This window comes from Ferrithrix thermotolerans DSM 19514 (assembly GCF_900128965.1).
Lineage (GTDB): Bacteria > Actinomycetota > Acidimicrobiia > Acidimicrobiales > Acidimicrobiaceae > Ferrithrix > Ferrithrix thermotolerans.
The window spans coordinates 1-20,852 of sequence record NZ_FQUL01000043.1 but is presented as its reverse complement, the minus strand read 5'-3'; the positions used below and the strand labels follow the sequence as shown (position 1 = coordinate 20,852).

The window sequence follows — 20,852 nt, the reverse complement described above, 5'->3', positions numbered from 1 at the left end:
CAGCCCATCTGTTCATCTCCGTCCTTGCCTATCATCTGCTTTCAGCCATTGAGCTGACGTTACGCACCCAAGGTGACAAACGAAGCTGGCAAACCATCAAGGAACAGGTCGCTTCTCACGTGAGGAGCACCCTCGTGCTCACCAACGACCAAGGAGTGGTGACCCACCTTCGCGTCTCCTTTGTCCCAGAGCCAACACATCGTGAGATCTACGCCCTCTTGGGTGTCAGAGATCCCTTAAAGAGAATCAAGACCACTGCGGCCCATTTGTAGTGTCCAAGCCAACCCCTACTAGCCCATCTACCTGGATAGATGTGGGGTTGTTGCGAAAGTTGGGCTAAGGCGTTTCATAAACGTGTTCTTGGCCGATGAGGACATAAGGTTTTTGGATGGCCTCAATACCAAAGTTACTGACGGCCAGGTTGTATCTATAGTTCCAGCGGTTGCTGGGGGCTAGCTTTGCAGTAACACTTACCTACCTCCGTCGAAGTAGTTTTGGTAGGTCTTCCTTCTCGGGTACGTAAAATTTTCCTTGCAAGGACCATGGATATTAGTCAGAGTGTACGGATCTCGCTAAATTTATGGTAGATTCATTAGCACTCAGATAGTGAGAGTGCTAACAGAACCCAATGGAGGGAACTGACAGATGTCTAAGCTTATTGCATTCGACGTAGAGGCGCGAAAAGCGCTAGAGTCGGGAATGAATCAACTTGCTGACGCAGTAAGGGTTACACTTGGCCCCAAAGGCCGAAACGTCGTGTTGGAGAAGAAGTGGGGTGCCCCAACGATTACCAACGACGGTGTCTCGATAGCCAAGGAGATCGAGCTTGAAGATCCTTATGAAAGGGTTGGAGCAGAGCTCGTCAAGGAAGTAGCCAAGAAAACCGACGATGTGGCAGGAGACGGCACTACAACGGCGACAGTATTGGCGTGGTCGATGGTTCGGGAAGGTCTGCGCAACGTGGCAGCGGGAGCCAATCCTATGTCCTTGAAAAGGGGAATAGAGTTAGCAGTCGAGGCTGCAGTATCTTCTCTCAAGATGATAGCAAAAGAGATCGAGTCGGAAGAGCAGATTGCTCAGGTGGCCGCTATCTCCGCTGCGGACGAAGAGATTGGAGCATTAATCTCCGAGGCCATACAAAAAGTAGGCAAAGATGGCGTTATAACCGTTGAAGAGTCTCAGGCCTTCGGGATGGAGATGGATCTAGTTGAGGGAATGAGGTTTGACAAAGGGTATATTTCTCCTTACTTTGCTACTGATCCCGAGGCTATGACTGCGGTTCTTGAGGATCCATACATCTTGTTGGTCGGTTCAAAGATCTCTACAGTTAGGGATCTTGTGCCAGTGCTCGAGAAGGTAATGCAAAGTGGTAAGGGTCTTTTGATCATAGCGGAGGACGTTGAGGCAGAGGCTCTTGCCACCTTAGTGGTCAATAAAATCCGGGGCACCTTCAAGTCTGTGGCGGTCAAAGCTCCTGGATTCGGTGAGCGCAGAAAGGCCATGCTTCAAGACATAGCAATCTTGACGGGAGGTCAGGTTATAACCGAAGAGGTCGGTCTGAAGCTCGAAAATACTACCCTTGACCTTTTGGGGCGTGCCAGAAGAGTGGAAGTCTCAAAGGATGAGACGACGATTATTGAAGGGGCTGGTTCGGAGGCTGATATCAGGGGCAGAGTAGCACAGATAAAGGCTGAGATCGAAAATACTGACTCAGACTACGACAGAGAGAAGTTACAGGAAAGGCTAGCTAAGCTCTCTGGTGGTGTCGCCATATTGAAGGTGGGTGCTGCAACTGAGGTCGAGTTGAAAGAGAAGAAGCATCGTATTGAAGATGCAGTCTCCACAACAAAGGCTGCCATCGAAGAAGGAGTGGTTCCCGGTGGTGGAGTTGCTCTACTTCGTTCCCAGAGCGCTGTTTTAGAGGTCGCCCAAAAGTTGCAGGGTGATGAGGCCACCGGAGCTCGGATTATCGCTAAGGCCTTGGAAGAACCCATCAAGCAGATCTCTGTCAACGCGGGTCTTGAAGGAGGAGTTGTTGTCGAGAAAGTCAAGTCTCTATCGAACCCAGCGGAAGGTCTAAATGCGGCCACGGGTGTCTACGAAAACCTTTTCGACGCTGGTGTCATCGATGCAGTCAAGGTGACGAGGTCAGCGTTACAGAATGCAGCGTCGATAGCTGCACTCTTTCTGACAACCGAGGCGATAGTGGTAGACAAACCTGAAGAGTCCGCTCCTGCCATGCCTCCGGGCGGAATGGAAGACTTCTAACAGGGCTGGTTCAGGCGCCTCGAAGCCTGATAAGAACAAGTGTGTTTTATTCGTAGCACGTTCTAAACTTTTAGAGGGATACATCGCTTGTGGTGTATCCCTCTAGTCTTTTGCAAAGGGCGTGTGGTTGATCATATGAATTATTTGTCAGCCGATATTTATCTTCCTCCCAGACTCATGTGCAAGAGTAGTGTGATAATAGTCAGCGTGTCATCTTGCACTTTAGAGCAGGTTCGTAAGTGGCGTTAGGACTTGACAACGTTTTTGAGGCAGGGATGAAAAGGAAGAGGGGGCAAAAGATGGCAAGTGTGGCGCTATTGCCTTTTTCCTTCCTGTTATCTTCATGCCTCGGGACCGGCTACACCTTCGTGGATCATGTCACCTCCGCCGGGGAGTCGACCTTCTTCAAGATTCCTCAGAGCTGGTCTCTCTTTCATGACAAAGCCATTATTCAAGATGAACTCTCCTCTGCCACACCACAGAACATCTCACAGATCGAGCAGACCAATTGGGCAAATATATTCATGGGAAAGCCCAATGCGAAGTTGACAAAGGCACTCGGTTTTGAGTCTCCGGTTGTTGTAGGTCTGGTCAGGGCAGAGGAGCTGTCTCCTAGTGCCCGGGATACGTTCTCATTAGCCTCCCTGCGAACGCTTGTACTGCAGGTTGATCCCTTAGCAGGTACTCCGCCGACAGGCCTTTCGTACAAAGTGCTGTCCTACAATGAGTTCGTAAGGCCTGGCGGCTTTAGGGGAAGTCAGCTGTCTGTTGATATTCAGATCGGGAAGACAAAAAGTACCTTCACGCAGGAGGCGGTTGTAGATGCTCAGACCAATTGGGTCTATTTGATTGCGATGGGTTGTTCAGTTTCTTGTTTTAAATCGAACCAACCAGAAATTCAGTCCGTTATGAATTCATGGAACGTAAAGGTGGTTAAGTGAAGCCGTTTAAGAGTTTTGACAGCCAGGAAGAAAGGGTAGTGACCGAACCTGGCACTCGGAAGCCTATGGAGGCTTGGGACAGGGTCAAGTTCTTGATCCTGTTTGCGGTCGTATGGCTAGGGTTTGTGGCTGTTTACACGACCAACAATCCGCTTGAGTCCATTGCGACGGCCGGCCGTCTCGTGGCGACTAACGAATGGTGGCTGACCCTCTTGATCTTGGCCGAACTTCTCCGCCAGGTCCATTATCTTGTGGCTGAGCGGAACGCCGCCTGGAACAAGTTCTTCAGTGAAAACGTCGTCAGCAAGTTCAATGGTATATCGTCAAACTGGGACGACTGGACAAGGTATAGGGTCTCGAGGGTGGGTAAGTGGATTTTGGCCCTTGCGCTCGTCTCGGTAGTAGCCGCTGCACACTATCACGTATCACCCTTTGTTGCACCTTTTCTGATTCCCTCTGCCATCATAAGCGCACTCCCGACGCTCATTCAGTACCTGCTTCTCATAGTGGTTGTGGTTATGCAATTTGTGGCCATCTTCTGGTTTATGAGCAAGGGCGGGGTTGACGTTTACTTCCCAGGCGATATTAAAACTAGATTCTCGGACGTCTGGGGTCAGGATAATGTCTTAGATAAGGTCAAAGAAAATATCATCTACCTCAAAGATCCTGAACTGATCGAAGCTCACGGAGGTTACGTACCAGGTGGAATTTTGCTTTGGGGTCCACCCGGAACCGGAAAGACTCTTATTGCGGAGGCAGTGGCGGGAGAGACCCGTAATCCATTTGTCTTTGTCGATCCCGGCGCCTTTACAAATATGTTCTTTGGCGTCGGTATTCTGAAGGTAAAATCGCTATTTCGTAAGTTACGGAAGCTAGCTCTACGTTACGGCGGAGTCGTTGTTTTCTTCGATGAAGCGGACTCTTTGGGTTCAAGGGGAAACCTAGCCGGTGCGGCTGGACAGTATGGTGCCTTTGGTGCACCTTTTAGTGCAAGGAGCCCGCTTGCGTCGGATACGTGTCACGGAATTAACTACTTTAGCCAGGCTGCTACATACTCACTGTTCATGGACTCTTTGCGAAAGAGTGCAGACTCTAACCAAGAGCCAGAGTTGGTTAGACGTCGGGGAGTACTACGCTATGTGTTCCCTGGGGGAGCCGGCATGGGTATGGGTGGAATGGACGGTACGCTCCAGGCTCTCTTGACCGAACTGTCGGGGTTGAAGAAGCCACGAGGGTTCATGAATAGGGTGGTCAGAAGAGCTCTTGGTCTTCCTCCCAAGAATCCACCGAAGTATCGAATATTGGTAATGATGGCTACCAACATGCCCCAATCTTTAGATGAGGCTCTTCTTAGGCCAGGCCGAATCGATCGGATCTACAAGGTGGGTTATCCATCTAAGGAAGGCCGAGTTCGTACGTACAAAGGGTATCTTTCCAAAGTGAAGCATGCTCTAACGGACGCTGAGATTGACCGTTTGGCAACGATCACTCCTTATGCTACGGGAGCTGTAATCAAAGACCTCGTGAACGAGGCTTTAATCAACACAATACGAGAAGGCAGAGAGACGATCGTTTGGAGCGACATTATCAAAGCCAAGCAGCTGAAACAGCTGGGCCCCCCGGAGGATGTCGAGTATATCGAACGAGAACGTCATGCGGTTGCTATTCATGAAGCCTGCCATGCGTTCGTAGCCGTCAAGCTTAGAAAGCACATGGCTATCGATATTGCAACGATTGAAAAAGGCGGGAATTACCTAGGAATGGTGTCAAACGTCCCACCGGAGGACCGCTTTACGTCATGGCGAAGTGAGTACGAGACCGATATTATGGTCGGTTTGGCGTCTTTGGCGGGAGAAAGACTGTTTTATAGTGGCGACAACTCTTCAGGAGTGTCTAGCGATCTCGAAAACGCAACCGCTTTGGCAGCTCTCATGGAAGGTATCTGGGGTATGGGTTCTACGATATTTTCCCAAAGTGCCTCGAAGGCCCTTGGATTCGGGGGTGAACCTGGCGCTCAAAGTGGCCGTAGGGGAGTGGCCGACGACGCCCGACCCAGGGGTCTAGGCGATCGAATCGAAGCAAAGCTGGAGAGTCTTTATCGAGACGTTTACAAGCTTCTCGAGGACAACCGTGCTTCGGTACTGGCGATAGCTCATGCTCTTGAGACTCATAAGACTGTAACTGGAGAAGACGTGGAGGCCATTGTGGAGTCTCGGCGTGGCCCGATCATCGATGGCTCCGTTTACGGCGATCTGCAGTTCCAGAGAGAGTTAGAGGAGTACCATCGAGCTGCTCAAGAAGCTCATGCAACGCACTCAGAGGTGGGTCTCGATCTGCCTAGAGCGAGAAAGATCCCGCTCGCTCTCAAGGCCTCGGGGGATTTTCAGGGATCGGCGGTAGCGTTTTCACCGAAGGAAGATGACAGATAATGAGCGTTGAGTATAACGAAATCGAAGAGACTATGTCAGTTGACGATCCGAGTGAGATAACCGAGACGGTGGCTGTGCCCAGACAAGGTTGGGGCGTTTTGCACCTCTTTGCGAAGGCTCCTCGGAGTGGTGCTGACAAGGAAGGTACGATAGCTTTGTGCAAACGCTTGGAGAGTTCAGGCTATCAAGTCATTACTTTCGCGGTACTTGGACACAAGGCAGACATCGGTTTTATGGTGATTGGACCAGACCTTTGGAAACTCAGAGAGTTTCAGGGCGAGCTTTCGTCCTTAGGATACGACTTTAGTTACTCTTACTTCTCTATTACCGAGGTGTCTGAGTACGCTTCATCTCTATCAGAGGCGCGGAAGAAACCACGGCTTTATCCGAAACTTCCACCCGAAGGGAAGATGGCGATATGTTTCTACCCGATGTCCAAGGCCCGTGGCGAACGTAATAACTGGTACGCCCTGAGCTATGATGAACGAGAGCGTCTTATGTTTGAGCATGGAACCTCGGGACGTAAGTTTTCAGAGCGGGTCACACAGCTGGTTACGGGATCTACAGGACTAGACGATTACGAGTGGGGTGTAACTCTCTTCGCAGAGAGGCCAGACGATCTAAAAGAAGTTGTATATACGATGAGATACGACGAAGCATCAACGCTCTACGGTATATTCGGTCCCTTCTACACAGGTCTCATTGCCCCGCCAGCAGAGGTTCTCGATCTGATCTGACGGATCTGGATGTACCTAGTGGCTGTGGGGTGGATAAGCTAACCTCAAACTATGCTGGCTGGGTGAGTGTAAAAGACACAAAGTCCTTGCTGAAACGAGTAAGAGGGACAGAAATTGAACCTAAGTTGCAAAGGCTCGAGGCTATTTTAGGAGACCTTGGCTCCGTGGTGGTCGGACTGTCTGGTGGCGTTGACTCGACGTTACTCGCCTTTGTCGCAAGACTCTGCCTTGGCTATAATCGTGTCGTTGCAGTAACAGCGGTATCCGAGTCGCTCCCACGGGAAGAGTTAGATCTATGCGAGGAGTTTTGCTCGGATCATGATATTGAGTTCAAAGCTGTTCGAACGAGAGAACTCGAAAATGAACGGTATGTAGAGAACTCACCTCTGCGCTGCTACTTTTGCAAAACGGAGCTATTCTCGGAGCTAACTCCGATAGCTATCGACAGGGGTGCCGTCGTGGTTTTAGGTGTAAACGCCAGCGACGATCCTGATATGCGACCAGGTCAGCGGGCGGCGGTGGAACGAGGTGGACGTTTTCCCCTGAGAGAAGCTGATATCACAAAGACAGAGATTCGTGAGCTAGCTAGAGTCTCCGGACTCAGTACTTGGGACAAACCTCAGGCCGCTTGCTTGGCCTCTCGAGTACCATTTGGCACACCTGTGACGATAGGTACGCTCTCTAGTATCGACAGGGTGGAACGGGGAGTTCGTGGCCTTGGTTTCCGCCAAATTAGAGCGAGGCACCACGGTGATTTAGTTAGATTGGAGTTTCTGTTAGAAGATCTTGAGATGGCTCTCAAAGTGAGCGATGAATTGGTGTCAATCTGCAAAGCTGCCGGTTATAGGTTTGTAACTTTGGATTTGGAGGGATTTACATCAGCCTCGTTTCAGGTAAGGTCGGCTGTTCCGAGTCAAGATTTGTAAAGGGGAACCATGTCTCAAGGGGTCCGTGTAAAGCTTATCTATCCAGATAACCTAGTTACCGTCCCAGTAATTGCTCGTTTAGCTCGAGACTTCGATGTGCTAGCCAACATTAGGCGTGCAGCTGTGGAGTCGTCAATGGGATGGATAGTCTGTGAGCTGGAAGGTGATCCCGACAACGTCTCAAGAGCCTTAGACTGGCTACGTGAGATCGGAGTGGAGGTTGACGGCTTAGGAGATGTTGTCGAAAGCTAGATGTCTTTAGGTTTGTCGTCTTTACGGGTCTTTGGATCAGGCAGTTGCCACCCTATTCGCGAGACTCCTGTTCGCTTTTCATAAAACAAGCAGTCTTCTGGGCAGGCAAAGGGTAGCTCCTGGTTTACAGAGAGTTTGCAGCGCTCTAACCTGTCTCCTAGGGAGACGGTTTGAAGTATGTAGTGCTTGCAGTTCTCTCTGACGGCCACACCTACACTTTAGTTGTCTGCAACTTATTTCATTCTTCCGCTTTGTACTAGCCTTATCTCTATGGAAGTAACGTCAAAGGATCTTATGCGGTGGGCTGAGAGCATCTCAGCGCTTGCGGTAACAGGGCTCGGTTTCTCAGAGAATCTCTATGAAAGAGAGCGCTACGAAGAGATTCTTAAAGTTGCGGCAGAGATACGGGTGGCATCTAACGGTGACGGCGAGGGTTATGTCTCGGCCGATATAGATCCCGATGCGCTCTATGGAATGTGGATATCGAGGGTTGGGTCGGGTGTACAGGGATATGTGACTCCCAAGGTTTCGGTAGCGGCGGTGGTAAGAAACGACGCAAAGGAGATTCTCCTCATTCAAAGAGGAGACTCTGGAGTGTGGCTCTATCCTACTGGGTGGGCCGATGTAGGATACTCGCCATCCGAAGTGGTCGTGAAGGAGGTAAGGGAAGAGACAGGGGTGGCTGTCGATGTAGTAGGCGTCTTGGCTGTTCTTGACGGTATGCGATCCGGTTTTACCTCTATCCCTATGTACTCGATAGTGTTTCTCTGTCAGTACCGTTCAGGGGAGATAGATAGGCACCCTCTTGAAACTAGGGATGCTGGGTGGTTTAGTCTCGACGCACTTCCTTCTCCGATACCAGACATAAAAAAGAGGGTCCCCGGCCTGACCGAAGCTGTCGAGCTAGGCAAAGTTGTAAAGACCTACTTTGATCCAGTAAGAGAAGAGATGTAGGGCGTCGCTCTACTCGCCGTTTGAATGACCCTTGAGGTAGCGCTCTGCCTCGACGGCGAGCTCCTCTGCCGTGGTGATGTCGAGAAAGCCCAAGCCGTCGTCGATTAGGTCGGCCGTGGCGTTCTCCAGCTGAGCCACATAAGCCTGCGCCTCTGCATCTGAAGACACCGCTTCGTCGATTTGGGTGTCGTACTCGGCTGTCTCGCTTTCAAGTTCAGCGGTGTCGAGATGAAGATCGATAAGAGTGGAGACACGACGAACCAAAGCCAGTGCCGCCTTTGGAGATGGAGTCTGCGCCACGTAGTGAGGCACGTTTGCCCACAGTGAGATACAGTCTGCTCCCCTAGCTTCGAAGGCTGCCTGCAACACACCTAGTATCCCAGTAGGTCCTTCGTATGTGGGTCGGGAAAGACCTAGTAGCTCCGAGAGCTGGTCGTTTGCAGTCGTTCCGACTACCCGAATAGGCCGAGTATGTGGTACCTCGGACAAAAGAGCACCTAAGGTGATAACCCTGTCGACTTTATAGGTATCTGCGATCTTTAGCACGGATTTGGAGAACGACTTCCATCTAAGCTGTGGCTCAGGACCAAGTCCGATTAGCGTTCGTGGCCCATTTCCCGGGTTTGCAAGATAAAACTTGCTCTCTGGCCAGGTGAGTCTTCGTACACCCGTGGAGGAGAGCTTGATCTGTGGACGTGTGACGGTGAAGTCAAAGTAGTTGTCCGGATCGATCGATGCCACTCTGCGAGCTCGGAGCTGAAACCTGATGTGTTTGGCAGCAAGCGTAGCTGCCTCAGCTGCATCACTCCATCCCTCGAAGGCAACTATCAGGGTAGTGCCATCACTACCATCTCTTGGTGAAATCATCCAACTCACCTCTTCCATGAGAGATAGCCTAGTACTTTAATTGCGGTGGTGTTTTCTCTTTGGTTTCCAAAGTGAATCGTTGACCTTGCATGGGTCGGTAATCCTTAGCAATTGAAGATAAACTCCGGTGGTTAGGGTTATAGTTGGCAGCGGACACAGATTTAGATGCGAGGTAAGTATGGTCGATGGTGGGTTTCGCATAGAGGAAGCCAAGACGTTGTCGTCGTCGGATGTCGCGGACATAGGTCGACTAGTTGGTCAGTTGTCTAGTTCTCCCAGGGAGATAACTGCTGAAGTGCTTTCACCGATACTAACCGACGATCGCAGCCATCTTCTCGTTGCTCGCAAAGCTCCAGGCGCTGAGATCTTAGGCATGCTTACTTTAGTGATCTTTAACATTCCTACGGGTGTGAGAGCTTGGATTGAAGATGTCGTTGTCGACGAGAGCACAAGGGGGGTAGGGCTTGGCAAGGCGCTCACGTTGCATGCCATCGAAGTTGCCAAGTCAAAGGGAGCGGTGTCAGTGGACCTTACTTCTCGACCATCTAGGGTCAGCGCAAACGCAATGTACCAGCGACTGGGGTTCAAGCTTCGTGAGACAAACGTATATAGGTATGGATAAATACAGTAATTAGCGCTTTCTGTCATCCTCTGTTAGTTTCTTGATGTGAAGAGTTTATAAAGGTCCTTTAGTGGAAGGAAGGCAATGTATGGCTGAATCGATCACCATCACAGACAACAGAACCGGAGAGTCCTTTGAGATTCCCATAGAAAACGGTGTGGTTTCTTCGCATGAGTGGCAGAAACACCTGCCTGGTATTTGGTTCTACGATCCTGGGCTAATGAGTACCGCTATGGCAGAGTCTTCGATAACTTACCTAGACGGTGATCAAGGCATTTTGAGGTACCGTGGTTACCCTATCGAGCAGCTTGCCGAGGAGTCTACCTATCTCGAGGTCTCCTACCTCCTGCTCCATGGAGAGTTACCGAATAAAGAGCAGTACGATAAATGGGTCAACGACATTACTCACCATACTTTCATACACGAAAATGTGAGAAAGCGATTCTTGGAAGGATTCCACTACGACGCTCATCCGATGGGTATCTTGGTGTCCGCAGTGGCGGCCTTGTCGACGTTCTACTCGGATGCAAAGAATATCTTTGACCCAGCTTCTCGGGATAAACAGATCGTGAGATTGATTGCAAAGATGCCGACGCTGGCCGCAGCAGCCTACCGCTTCTCTGTGGGTATGCCCTTTGTCTATCCAGACAACTCTCTGTCTTTTCCAGCGAACTTCTTGTCTATGATGTGGAAGATCGCAGAGCCACGGTACGAAGCGGACCCAAGGCTAGTGAGGGCGATGGATGTTTTGTTTATCCTTCATGCGGATCACGAGCAGAACTGCTCGACTACCGCTATGAGGGTTGTAGGTTCTGCTCATGCAGACCCCTATTCGGCAGCCGCAGCGGCCACGGCGGCGCTATATGGTCCAAGGCATGGAGGAGCTAACGAAGCGGTAATAAAGATGCTGACGGAGATCGGGAGCTTGGATAACGTAAGCGACTTCGTGAAGTCCGTAAAAGAAGGACACGGCAGACTTCAGGGCTTTGGTCATCGGGTGTATAAGAACTACGACCCCAGAGCCAAGATTGTCAAGCGAACGGCGTATGAGGTGTTTGAGGTCACCGGCAAAAACCCGCTTCTAGATATCGCATTGAAGCTGGAAGAGGTGGCGCTATCGGACGATTACTTTATCTCCCGCCGTCTATATCCAAACGTAGATTTTTACTCGGGGATTATCTACCAGGCCATGGGCTTTCCCGTCGATATGTTTCCGGTTCTATTTGCAATTCCTCGTATATCGGGATGGCTCGCTCACTGGAACGAGCTACTAGAGGAGGATGCAAAGATCGTTAGACCACGTCAGTGCTATGTGGGTTCCGATGTCCGCGACTATGTTCCCATGGAGAAAAGAGAGTTCGAGTCCTAGATGCTCAGATCTGATCGCTTTAGTCGCTAGAAGGTACGTACCAGCCCCTCTTGAACGACTGAAACGATCAGATCACCGTTTCTTGAAAATATGTGTCCTCGGGCTAAAGCCCTGGCGCCATATGCATTTGGACTCTCTTGATCGTATAGGAACCACTCATCAGCTCTGAAGGGCCTGTGGAACCACATTGCGTGATCCAAGCTCGCTGCCATCACGTTATCGCTGTCCCAGGAGAGTCCGTGCGGCACCATGGCGCTATTTAGAAGCGACATATCCGATGCGTAGGCTACTACACAAGCATGGATAAGTGGATCATCAGGTAAGGTGCCGTCCGCTCTCATCCAAACCCGCTGTATCGGCATCTTGTCGATGCTATAGAGTACCTTGCCCACCGGATCGATGAATCGCTGATCGATGGGTTTTGGTCTTGTTATCCAGTCCTGCCGCTTGGGCGACGATGAACCTATCCAAGGAGCCATTCGTTCCTCAAATGTCGGCAACTCTTCAGGATCTGGAACAACGGGCATCTCTGGCTGGTGTGAAACCCCATCCTCGGCGATGTGAAAAGACGCAGAGAGGTTGAAGATCGCCTTGCCGTGCTGATAGGCAACCACTCTCCTTGTAGTAAAAGATGAACCGTCTCTTATTCGATCCACCTGGTACAAGATGGGTATGTTGGGATCACCAGGCCGTAAAAAATACGCATGTAGCGAGTGCACGGCGCCTCTGGACACCGTCCTACCGGCGGCTACGAGCGCTTGGCCTGCCACTTGTCCGCCAAAGACTCTCTGCCTCTCCTCTTTAGGACTCTCTCCTTGGTAGTAGTCTTCCTCAAGCTTCTTTAGATCAAGTATCCGCAGTAGATCGTCTAGTGCATTTTCCACACATCTAGTCTTACAGGTTTGTGTTGAGTTTCAAGGTCGCATCGCAAAATTCCTCTGATTGCCGCTATCAGATCAGGGTGATTTGTGCACCTCATGGCAGGGCAGTTGTGAAGATATATCGGTAGGGTGCTCTAAGGTTCTGCGTGTTTTGTGCGACACATAGTTATTAGCGATCGGTGCGACGAACTTAGTTGGCCGTGACCACTACTCCTAGGCGAGGACTTAGGTTGCTGTGCTATGTGAAGAAAGGTCTGAGATGTTTGTGTTACACTGATTACTCTGGGTGCAAATAGCAGTTGTTTGGTAATTTTAGTAATCCCAATCAATGGTTGTCTCGAATAACCGGTATGGCTTTGGCGAAGCTTTGCTGTAGCGTCATATTTGACCAGGTGAGCAGACAAGGGGTGGAGCTCTGTGAGTGTGCTTGATGTGCTTAGGTACTTTGAGAGAGTTACGAGACCAGTCGATCCTCTAACCAAAGAGATGATGAGCAACCGATGGTCTGAGCTTCCAGACAAGGTCCGAACGAGGTCTCAGGCTATCGGGCGCCACGGAGTAGGCTGTGAAGGAACTCACGGAGTGTTTCCAAGATGCAACTTTGCCTGCTCTCCCTGTTACCACTCGGCGTCGGCTAACAGGGTCAGGACCGATGGAGAACATACAATCTCCGAGGTGGCGAAACAGATGTCCTTCCTTGAAAGAGTCAGGGGTCCCAGAGCTCATGCCCAACTAATCGGAGGCGAGGTCTCTCTTTTGGAACCCGAAGACCATGCACGTGCCATTCAAGTGATGCGCAGTCACGGACGTGAACCTATGTCTATGACCCATGGAGACTTTAGTTACGAATATCTGCTACGTTTTGCCGTTGATGAAGAGGGTAAACGTAGATTCAAGCGAGTCTCCTTTGCAGCTCACTTTGATACCACCATGGTCGGACGCAAGGGGATGAGAGTCCCGGAGCGGGAGATCGATCTCTATGAGCATCGGAGGGAGTTCGCCAAGATGTTCCAGAGACTAAAGAAGGAACATGGAGTTCGCTACTTTCTCGCTCACAACATGACGGTTACCCCAAGTAATGTAGGTCAGATCAAAGACGTTTTGAAGGACTGTCAGAGTTCGGGGTACAACATGTTTTCTTTCCAGCCTGCTGCTTTTATCGGTAATGAAAAGAGATGGAAGGAGGACTACAGAGAGTTCTCCGGAGACGAGGTATGGCGTCAGATTGAAAACGCTATTGGTACGCACCTTACATACTCCATGGTGCAGGTGGGTGATGTACGTTGCAACAGAACAGCTTGGGGCTACTTTGTTGGAGACAGATGGTACTCAGTCTTTGATGAAGATGACCCCGATGACGAGTTGGCTCGGGACGCCTTTTACAGCTATCTCGGAGGGGTGCACTTCAACGCCCCTCCTCTGCTTCTCGCCCTAAGGTTGACACGTGTGATTCTGACTAATCCCACAATAGTGCGGGTCGGTCTTGCTTGGCTGGTGCGAAGGGTAAAAAAGGCTGGAGGTCTCTCCTCTATAGTTGGCAAGAAGATAGTTCCAATGACGTTCGTGATGCATAGCTTTATGGATGCTTCTCAGGTTATGCCGGCCTGGGAGCTACTTGAAAGAGGAGTTTGGAGCGAAGACCCGGAGATACTTGCAACTCAAGAACGTTTGAAGGCGTGCTCTTATGCGATGGCACATCCTGAGATGAATCGAGTGGTACCTGCTTGCGTGCAACATAGCGTGTTTGATCCGCAGGAAAATGTCGTGCTGGAATCTCTTCTTCCTCTACCCAAGAGAGTGGTAAAGACTGGGGTGCTGCATACCGACGAAGCGGAAGCAAGAGGTGCTTGACAATAAAGCGAGAGAACTCTTGAGTCCAGTTCTCGACCGCTCTGCTCAACTTCTCCACTCAGCTGGTTTATCTGCTGGATTGCTCACCGCAGTCGGTTGGCTCCTTGGACTTGGTTCCGTTGTCTTGATATGTTTTCATCAATGGATCCCCGCTCTAATTTTTTGGATTCTAAATAGGCTTGTCGACGGCTTGGACGGTCCGCTGGCACGAATCAGCGGTCCGAGTGACTTAGGCGGATTCTTGGATATCCTTGCTGACTTTTCCATCTACTCTGGGGTCGTTGTTGCGCTCGGTCTTGTCGTTCCCTCTGCGAGAACAGCCGCACTGGTCCTCTTATTTTCCTACTACCTTTCAGGCTCTGCCTTTTTGGCACTCTCTTCCCTCATGGAAAAACGCAGGATCGCTGCTTCAGGCCCAAGGTCGCTTCACTTTGTTGGAGGGTTAGCGGAGGGTGGGGAGACGATCGTGATGTACTGTCTATTTTTGGCTTTCCATAGATATCTGGTGTTGCTGATCTGGGCATTTTCCGTCATGGTCATTTTTACAGCCCTTCAGAGAGTTTTTTATGGAGTAAAGGCTCTTAGGTCTCTGGCGCCGTGAGAGGTATTCGTGGATGAATTAGAGACCGTTTGCGTAAATAGCTCTGATTGATTACTTTAGGAGGTTTAGTTGGCTAGGTTGCTGGACTCGTCTGAGGTGGAGCGCGTTGTTGAGATCGATGACCCACGTAGATCCCTTGCTAAGGATAGTTTGCGCTTCTTTAGAACCCTAGCTATCTCTGTGGGGATTCAGGGTCCTACTGCAGGTGTGATCATCGGCCCAGCGATCATTGCTAGTATCGTTGGTGAACCTGGGGCATTGGCGCAGGTTATTGGCCTTATCACAATGGGCTTTGTGGCTTATGCCTTCGTGGTGTTCTCCAGATCGTTCAACACTGCAAGTTCGATCTATGCGTTTAATGGAACCGCTCTGGGTTCGGGGTACGGCTTCGTCTCTGCTTGGATACTGTTTTTGGTCTATGTCTCCTTTGCTGCGGGTGTATACGCATCAACAGGCGATATCGCTCAGACCTTCTTAGCGTCATTTGGGGTGAACATCGGCTGGGTTCCGATAGCGGTGGTTGGTGCGATTCTGTCAATAGTCTTTGCGTTCCTCTCTATTGGGCTTTCGAATATAGTTATCCTGATCTGCGAAGGGGTATCGATACTGCTCATATCTCTAGTAGGGGTAGTAGTTCTGATGCACGGGGGCTACCGGGGTCACGGAGTCAGCGCCTCGCCATTTGAACTTCACGGAGTTAGTGTTTCAGTATTAGCTCTTGGTGTTGTAGGAGCGTTCGGCCAGTTCTCCGGCTTTGAGGGAGCTGCATCGCTGGGAGAGGAGTCGAGGCAGTCGACCTCAACAATCCCTAGGGCGATCGCAGGGTCACTCATCCTCTCTGCCCTTGTTTATATATTTTTCACTTGGATTGTGTACGCAGCATTTCCGAGTGCGAAGGCGGTTGCGTCAAGCCCAGCACCTTTGGTATCGGTGGCCTCGACTTATCTAAGTCCAACGGTAGGCAAGATTGTAAATGGAGCAGGCATGATCAGCGCCTTCGGTGCGCAGCTGGCCTGTCTGAACGCAGCTGCTCGCTTACTTTTTTCCGTGGGCCGCGAGGTGGGAGGTGGTCAAAGCGCTAGAAACCTTCTGGTGCGCACCTCTCGCCGCTTTCGTTCACCCATAGGCGCCCTAGGTATAGTTGCAGGTCTCAGCTTTGTGGGTCTATTCTCCTTTGTGTTTGAGCCAACCGCCAACAGAGCAGCGACACTTCTTATCCAATATGGTGCTTACCTTATTCTTGCGGCCTATCTGATGACGGTAGTGGGAGCGGTTGTCTGGACTGTACGAACCAGAGGAGGACTAATTCCGACCTCGATACTAGTCATAGGAGTTCTGGTGGTGAGTTACGTCTCTTACAAGACCTTTACTCCCTTTCCTACCTATCCCTTTGACTACGTACTTCTGGGGGCTGGACTAAGTGTGGTGGTTGGAGTGGCGATGCTATTGGTTCCTTCATTCAAAGTGGCGATCTCCTCTTCGAAGCTTCTCAAGGTTACAAAATCCCTCGTGTTCGAGAGCGGTTCAGGATCCCCCGAGGGTCTATGAGATCGGGCAAAGAGGGATATGACTGTGAGAACTTCAAGACTGAATGAACTTGACCTTGGCAGATATATTGAGAGATTTCATGAGGAACGCCCTGGTGTCACCGAAGAAGTGTTGGGAAGATCAAATAGCGATGGATTCACCCCTTATGAATGGCTTTCACAGGCTATAACGCCGGGGTTGCGCGGCATAGACCTCGGCTCTGGGGGAGTTCCTCTCAAACTAGGGTGTGGTGCAGAGGCGTGGGTTGGGGTTGATCGCTCCTTGGCAGAGCTAAAACTCCACCCTTCTAGAGACGACGTGGAAAGGGTCCAGGCAGAGGCGCAGTCGCTCCCATTTGAACGCGCAGTCTTTGACCGGTTTCGATCTTCGATGGCTATTACGTTTATGAGCCCTATCTCTGAGGTAGTGTCTGAGCTAGCTAGAGTAACAACTATTGATGCGGAGGGTGCATTTTTGTTGCCCGCCGCATGGCCGTTTGACTTCAAAGACGTTCTCTATAACGTGAGGATCAAGTCTCGGTTGCGAGTTATCAGGTTTGCACCTCCGCTCAACGGAGGAATAGATATGTTACTTAGGTCATTTGCTAGGAGGGGTTTTGAGGTTGTTGAGAAGCGTTCAAGGCGGTTTGAATACGTCTTGGAAGATGAGGAGAGCTGTGATCGATTGCTAAGGTCATGGTACCTTCCGAATCTTTCAGAGTCTCTGGTCGGCCATGTGAGAGGGCTGCTCTTCAGTCGGATAGGTAGCAGCGTTGGCGTTCCGCTTATGAGGGTATCTCTTGTACGTACGGGGGCTCTTCGACCAGTGATCTAAGGAAAGAGCTTTGCTGCACATTGGCGCAGTGCAATAGATGAGCTTGGGTACGCGTGAACAGTCTGTGCCAACCTGCCGGCGAACATGCGGCTTCTGCGGGCGAGTTCCACCTCGTGAATAAGCTCTGAGGCGCGATCGCCGATAATGGTCGCGCTCAAGACTCGTCCTCCTCCAACGTAGCCGAAGATCGATTTGCGTGTTACCGTCAACTTTATAAAGCCCTCCCGTCTCCCTGTGATCTTTGCCCGGTCCGAGTCCTTTATCTCGAACGTCACGGTTTTTGTTGATGTATTGGGTATTGAAGAGGGCGATGGTCCAATCCTTGCGTATTCGGGATCGGTAAAGATGACGATCGGAACATCTAGTGGATGAAAGCTTCTTTTGCGAAGTGGATGGGTTATGTTGTGCACAGCGATTCGACCCATCTCATCAGCAGCGTGTGTTAGGAGCGCAATGCCAGTAACGTCACCTACGGCGTAGATGTTGTTCTTAGAGGTTCTTAGGTGTCGATCCACCTTTACGTAACCTCTTTCGTCGAGACTTACCCCATTTTCTTCGAGGTTGAGGCTGGAGGTAGAGGGTGATCGCCCGGTGGCAAGAAGTATGTGAGAAGCAGAAAGGCGATCTCCATTTGATAGATCGAGTTCTAAGGTGCCATCAGCCTTCTCCCTCACTGCGCTGACCGTTGCTTTGTAGATAGTCTCAATTCCTTCGTTTCGAAATACCGTACCGAGAAGCATGGATGCGTCGTAGTCTTCAGCGGGTAGTAGGCGTTCCGAGAGTTCGAGGACCGTGACCTTGGAGCCGTATCTTCGATATGCCTGAGCTAACTCACAGCCGATTGCTCCCCCACCTACTACAACGAGTTCCTTTGGTGTGTCTACCAGCTCGAATACGTTCTCATTCGTAAGGTATCTTTCGCTGGGACCAGGAATGAAGGGATGCATGGGTGTAGATCCCGTAGCTAATATCAAATGGTCGTAGCGAAGAGAGACTCCTAGGCTCGTATCAAGAAGCCCATCTTCTGAGCCCAACCGACCTCTGGCTTCAAAGACATCGATTCCGGCCTCTAAAAAGGCGTTTTTGTTTTCCTCCTCTGCAATCTCTGCGATCACTGCTTTGAGGCGCTGATGCGCAGAGCCGTAAGGCAGTCCTTGTCGTGCCGCCTCTATGAGAACCTTCGATGGAACGCAGCCACTAAAAGTGCACTCACCCCCGATGGGTCCGTCTTGAACCATGGCCACGCTCAATCCAGCTCGTTTCGCAGCCCTGGCAGCTGAGATGCCTCCTGATCCACCTCCTAGGACAACGATCTGGTAGTCACGTCTCATCCTTTAGCCCCCAGTAATTGCTGATCGCAAAGATACTGTTGCAACAACGCTAGACTTTGTCGGAGTTGTAAGACATCTCTGGACAAATCACTTTTTACAATCGGCTCGCAGGAGACGTCTCTGTAAATTTCGTGCCATCTTTCAATCCTATAGAGAAAGACAAGAACTCCTTATGTGAAGTGGGATCTATGCTTGGAGGGCACCCCAGTGCTACGGTGATCTCATCGACATGGCAAGTAATGTTTTAGAAACCGTGGGAGTTTGGTCACGACGGTACAGGTCTATCGGTGATCCATCTTTGTATCTTCATCTCTTTCTCTTATTTAGATCCACAACCTATCAATCCAGGAGTTGCCTCAGTTGACCAATGTAGTTTGACGAGAGTGCTTTTTCGTGATTTCATGTCTCTTCTAAAGCCGTCAGGGTGAGAGGCGATTTGGACCCCTGTACAAAAAGGTGACCTCTCGTACGTTTTTAAGTCCGAGTAGGATCATTAAGACTCTAGTGAGACCCATCCCAAAGCCTCCGTGAGGTGGCATTCCAAAGCGGAAAAAGTCAAGATAGAACTGCAAGGGTGCTAGTTCAAGACCTTTTTCTTCTGCTTGTGCAACCAAGATATCGTATCGATGTTCCCGCTGCGCTCCCGTTGTTATCTCCAAACCTTTCCATACAAGATCGAAGCTTTTGGTGAGCGTATGATTCTCGGGATGTCGCATGTGGTAATAGGGCCTGACGGTCGCTGGATAGTCGGTTAGGAAAACAAATTGGTGTCCAAACTCTCGTTGTACAAACTCCGCTATTCGGCGTTCTCCCTCGGGGTCGAGGTCTCCGTCGGTTCGCTCCACCTTATGCCCTGATCTTTCGACGAGGTCGATAGCGTCAGAGAGCTTTATCCGTGGGAAGGGAAGCTTTGGAACGACAACATCTACTCCAAAGGTACTAAAGATCTCGTCCTGAAACGTCTCCGATATGTGACCTAACATCTCTGTCAGTAGATGCTGTTCAAAGTTCATAACGTCTTCATGGGAGTCGATCCATGATATCTCTACATCTACAGAGGTGAACTCTGTATCGTGGCGAGAGGTGAAAGAGGGGTTTGCCCTAAAGACCGGTCCTATCTCGAATACCTTGTTGAACCCAGCGGCCATTGCCATCTGCTTATAAAACTGTGGAGACTGGGCAAGATATGCCGAGGTGTCGAAGTAATCAACTCGAAATAGTTCGGCTCCCGACTCAGACGCTGCTGCCATAAGTTTTGGGGAGTGAATCTCGATGAATCCCTCGCTCTCCCAAGTCTTTCGGTAGGAACGCTCCAACTCCGTCTGAACCTCAAAGATAAGACGGTTGCGACGGCTGCGCAGATCTATGAACCTCCAGTCGAGCCGCTTGTCTAGAGACGTCTCTTCGTTGATAGGCAGGGTTTCGGCTTTGGAAAGGACATCTATGGCTTCAACTTTGAGTTCAAGTCCTCCAAGCTTTACTCTTGGATCGAGTTTCACTACCCCTTCTACGGATACTACAGACTCAGCAGGAAGGGCGCTTATCAGTTCGCAGACTGGATCGCGATCAACTTTTTCCCGGACAAGTTGGGCTGATCCAGTCTCGTCTCGAAGAACTATGAACTGCACGGTCTTTTGGTCCCGAATCTTCTCTACCCAACCACACACAGTAACTTTTTGATCTTCGAACTTATCGAGGCTGGCGATAGTTGTGCGTTCGATCATGTCATGTCCATTCCATATATCCCGTGATCTAGCATCGATGCAACAGGGTGCTTTGACGCCACGCAGATAATCTTAGCGTAGATCTGCGTGCCGCTAACATGATTGCGGCGCTAGCGGCAAGGGCGGCCGCTTGTGTGGGACATCAGAATGCAGGAGCAGTCTCTGCACCCTTTTGTTATTACTTTCTGTTCCGCATAATCGCTAGCGACCCTTCGAGTGTACTCAGCGACAAGGGTGGTTGTAGCTCTTAGTGTATCCCATTTATGGTGACAGTTTTATTGCCAAAGGATTACCTCCACTGTTAATCCAGCAGCCTTCGGCGATCGTGAGTTTGTCGCCACGTCCAACCCGTTCTAGCCGAAAACTCTAATGGACTATGGTGATCTTGCTGTTACCTGAGTTTGCTGTAATCAGCGAATTAGATGGGAGTGTCGATACCAGGGATATCTCGCCGCCCTTCGAGAACGAGGAGGTGGGGGTGGACCGATGCTTCAAGGACTGTTATGAGCTTATGGTGTCGTTGAGGGGTCCCCAATAGCTGATCCACTGTCTCTGTGAGTTCTGCCTTTGGTTATCGTTGTTGAGAGTATTACCCTACCCATCCTGCTCGTCTTTTTGCTGTAGGAAACATCCAAGAGAGCAGGAGGGGTTGGGGGGAGTATAGCTTTCTTCGGTTGTGCTGCTTTCGCCTTCTCCTCCCGTACTTCCCATTACATATGTGGTCGTTCTTTGGCGCTT

At 50.5% G+C, this 20,852-nt stretch carries 19 protein-coding genes and 2 pseudogenes; 16 read left to right on the top strand and 5 right to left on the bottom strand.

Features of this window, described 5'->3' with window-relative positions; genetic code table 11:
* From BUA24_RS12825 to BUA24_RS10390, 8 genes and pseudogenes are all read left to right on the top strand, one after another.
* Positions 1–272 (top strand): annotated as a pseudogene (locus BUA24_RS12825) (IS1634 family transposase); the annotation flags it as partial.
* Between the two features lie 64 nt (positions 273–336).
* Positions 337–456 (top strand): annotated as a pseudogene (locus tag BUA24_RS12995) (MoaD/ThiS family protein); the annotation flags it as partial.
* A 189-nt stretch (positions 457–645) separates the two neighbouring features.
* Positions 646–2,268, top strand: a complete 1,623-nt coding sequence (groL, locus tag BUA24_RS10415) for a chaperonin GroEL (RefSeq protein ID WP_072792243.1) — start codon at positions 646–648, stop codon at positions 2,266–2,268.
* Positions 2,269–2,507: 239 nt separating this feature from the next.
* A complete protein-coding gene (locus BUA24_RS10410; RefSeq protein ID WP_072792242.1) occupies positions 2,508–3,209 on the top strand; it encodes a hypothetical protein in 702 nt (233 codons plus the stop codon).
* Positions 3,206–5,638: an AAA family ATPase gene (locus BUA24_RS10405; RefSeq protein WP_072792241.1), complete on the top strand. Its 2,433-nt coding sequence runs from the start codon at positions 3,206–3,208 to the stop codon at positions 5,636–5,638. Before BUA24_RS10410 ends, BUA24_RS10405 begins: the two co-directional genes overlap by 4 nt.
* Entirely contained in the window at positions 5,638–6,375 is a 738-nt protein-coding gene (locus BUA24_RS10400; RefSeq protein ID WP_245790449.1) for a chlorite dismutase family protein, read from the top strand. Before BUA24_RS10405 ends, BUA24_RS10400 begins: the two co-directional genes overlap by 1 nt.
* A 62-nt stretch (positions 6,376–6,437) precedes the next feature.
* Complete coding sequence (gene larE, locus BUA24_RS10395) at positions 6,438–7,301, top strand: ATP-dependent sacrificial sulfur transferase LarE (protein WP_218587464.1); 864 nt, start codon at positions 6,438–6,440, stop codon at positions 7,299–7,301.
* A 9-nt stretch (positions 7,302–7,310) separates the two neighbouring features.
* A complete protein-coding gene (locus BUA24_RS10390) occupies positions 7,311–7,553 on the top strand; it encodes an NIL domain-containing protein (protein WP_072792240.1) in 243 nt (80 codons plus the stop codon).
* Here BUA24_RS10390 and BUA24_RS10385 read toward each other — a convergent pair.
* Positions 7,550–7,762, bottom strand: coding sequence for a hypothetical protein (locus BUA24_RS10385; protein ID WP_072792237.1), 213 nt, complete (start codon positions 7,760–7,762; stop codon positions 7,550–7,552). The two genes, BUA24_RS10390 and BUA24_RS10385, sit on opposite strands and share 4 nt — an antisense overlap.
* Positions 7,763–7,823: 61 nt before the next feature.
* Here BUA24_RS10385 and BUA24_RS10380 point away from each other — a divergent pair, with 61 nt between their 5' ends.
* Positions 7,824–8,507 carry an NUDIX hydrolase N-terminal domain-containing protein gene (locus tag BUA24_RS10380; protein WP_072792234.1) on the top strand — a complete coding sequence of 228 codons (684 nt, stop codon included), beginning with the start codon at positions 7,824–7,826 and terminating at the stop codon, positions 8,505–8,507.
* A 9-nt stretch (positions 8,508–8,516) separates the two neighbouring features.
* On the opposite strand, the gene BUA24_RS10375 is transcribed toward BUA24_RS10380, so the two are convergent.
* Complete coding sequence (locus BUA24_RS10375) at positions 8,517–9,374, bottom strand: PAC2 family protein (protein WP_072792245.1); 858 nt, start codon at positions 9,372–9,374, stop codon at positions 8,517–8,519.
* 178 nt (positions 9,375–9,552) lie between these two features.
* Between BUA24_RS10375 and BUA24_RS10370 the strand changes: the two genes are divergently transcribed.
* Positions 9,553–9,996, top strand: a complete 444-nt coding sequence (locus tag BUA24_RS10370; RefSeq protein WP_084660430.1) for a GNAT family N-acetyltransferase — start codon at positions 9,553–9,555, stop codon at positions 9,994–9,996.
* Positions 9,997–10,084: 88 nt separating this feature from the next.
* Positions 10,085–11,365: a citrate synthase gene (locus BUA24_RS10365; protein WP_072792232.1), complete on the top strand. Its 1,281-nt coding sequence runs from the start codon at positions 10,085–10,087 to the stop codon at positions 11,363–11,365.
* A 26-nt stretch (positions 11,366–11,391) separates the two neighbouring features.
* Here the strand turns inward: BUA24_RS10365 and tesB are convergent, their stop codons facing one another.
* Entirely contained in the window at positions 11,392–12,249 is an 858-nt protein-coding gene (gene tesB / locus BUA24_RS10360; RefSeq protein WP_072792230.1) for an acyl-CoA thioesterase II, read from the bottom strand.
* A 414-nt stretch (positions 12,250–12,663) separates the two neighbouring features.
* On the opposite strand from tesB, the gene BUA24_RS10355 reads away from it, so the two are divergent.
* From BUA24_RS10355 to BUA24_RS10340, 4 genes are all read left to right on the top strand, one after another.
* Positions 12,664–14,097: a radical SAM domain-containing protein gene (locus tag BUA24_RS10355; RefSeq protein WP_072792228.1), complete on the top strand. Its 1,434-nt coding sequence runs from the start codon at positions 12,664–12,666 to the stop codon at positions 14,095–14,097.
* Entirely contained in the window at positions 14,090–14,698 is a 609-nt protein-coding gene (locus BUA24_RS10350; protein ID WP_072792226.1) for a CDP-alcohol phosphatidyltransferase family protein, read from the top strand. Before BUA24_RS10355 ends, BUA24_RS10350 begins: the two co-directional genes overlap by 8 nt.
* 69 nt (positions 14,699–14,767) lie before the next feature.
* On the top strand, positions 14,768–16,246 hold the full coding sequence (locus BUA24_RS10345; protein ID WP_072792223.1) for an APC family permease: 1,479 nt from the start codon (positions 14,768–14,770) through the stop codon (positions 16,244–16,246).
* A 24-nt stretch (positions 16,247–16,270) separates the two neighbouring features.
* Entirely contained in the window at positions 16,271–17,059 is a 789-nt protein-coding gene (locus BUA24_RS10340) for a class I SAM-dependent methyltransferase (RefSeq protein WP_178138804.1), read from the top strand.
* Here the strand turns inward: BUA24_RS10340 and BUA24_RS10335 are convergent.
* Both BUA24_RS10335 and aspS read right to left on the bottom strand, forming a co-directional pair.
* The gene (locus tag BUA24_RS10335) at positions 17,056–18,390 is read right to left on the bottom strand and encodes a dihydrolipoyl dehydrogenase family protein (RefSeq protein WP_072792219.1); all 1,335 of its coding nucleotides are present in this window, start codon (positions 18,388–18,390) and stop codon (positions 17,056–17,058) included. The two genes, BUA24_RS10340 and BUA24_RS10335, sit on opposite strands and share 4 nt — an antisense overlap.
* Positions 18,391–18,809: 419 nt before the next feature.
* The gene (gene aspS / locus BUA24_RS10330) at positions 18,810–20,114 is read right to left on the bottom strand and encodes an aspartate--tRNA(Asn) ligase (protein WP_072792216.1); all 1,305 of its coding nucleotides are present in this window, start codon (positions 20,112–20,114) and stop codon (positions 18,810–18,812) included.
* 385 nt (positions 20,115–20,499) lie between these two features.
* Here aspS and BUA24_RS12610 point away from each other — a divergent pair, with 385 nt between their 5' ends.
* The gene (locus BUA24_RS12610) at positions 20,500–20,652 is read left to right on the top strand and encodes a hypothetical protein (protein WP_178138803.1); all 153 of its coding nucleotides are present in this window, start codon (positions 20,500–20,502) and stop codon (positions 20,650–20,652) included.
* Positions 20,653–20,852: the final 200 nt, after the last annotated feature.

Excerpts from the sequence above, each read along its gene's own strand:
- BUA24_RS10390 (WP_072792240.1), top strand. The coding sequence starts at position 7,311 with ATGTCTCAAGGGGTCCGTGTAAAGCTTATCTATCCAGATAACCTAGTT.
- groL (WP_072792243.1), top strand. The coding sequence starts at position 646 with ATGTCTAAGCTTATTGCATTCGACGTAGAGGCGCGAAAAGCGCTAGAG.
- BUA24_RS10335 (WP_072792219.1), bottom strand. The coding sequence starts at position 18,390 with ATGAGACGTGACTACCAGATCGTTGTCCTAGGAGGTGGATCAGGAGGC.
- BUA24_RS10365 (WP_072792232.1), top strand. The coding sequence starts at position 10,085 with ATGGCTGAATCGATCACCATCACAGACAACAGAACCGGAGAGTCCTTT.
- BUA24_RS10375 (WP_072792245.1), bottom strand. The coding sequence starts at position 9,374 with ATGATTTCACCAAGAGATGGTAGTGATGGCACTACCCTGATAGTTGCC.
- aspS (WP_072792216.1), bottom strand. The coding sequence starts at position 20,114 with ATGATCGAACGCACAACTATCGCCAGCCTCGATAAGTTCGAAGATCAA.
- BUA24_RS10370 (WP_084660430.1), top strand. The coding sequence starts at position 9,553 with ATGGTCGATGGTGGGTTTCGCATAGAGGAAGCCAAGACGTTGTCGTCG.
- BUA24_RS10400 (WP_245790449.1), top strand. The coding sequence starts at position 5,638 with ATGAGCGTTGAGTATAACGAAATCGAAGAGACTATGTCAGTTGACGAT.
- BUA24_RS10380 (WP_072792234.1), top strand. The coding sequence starts at position 7,824 with ATGGAAGTAACGTCAAAGGATCTTATGCGGTGGGCTGAGAGCATCTCA.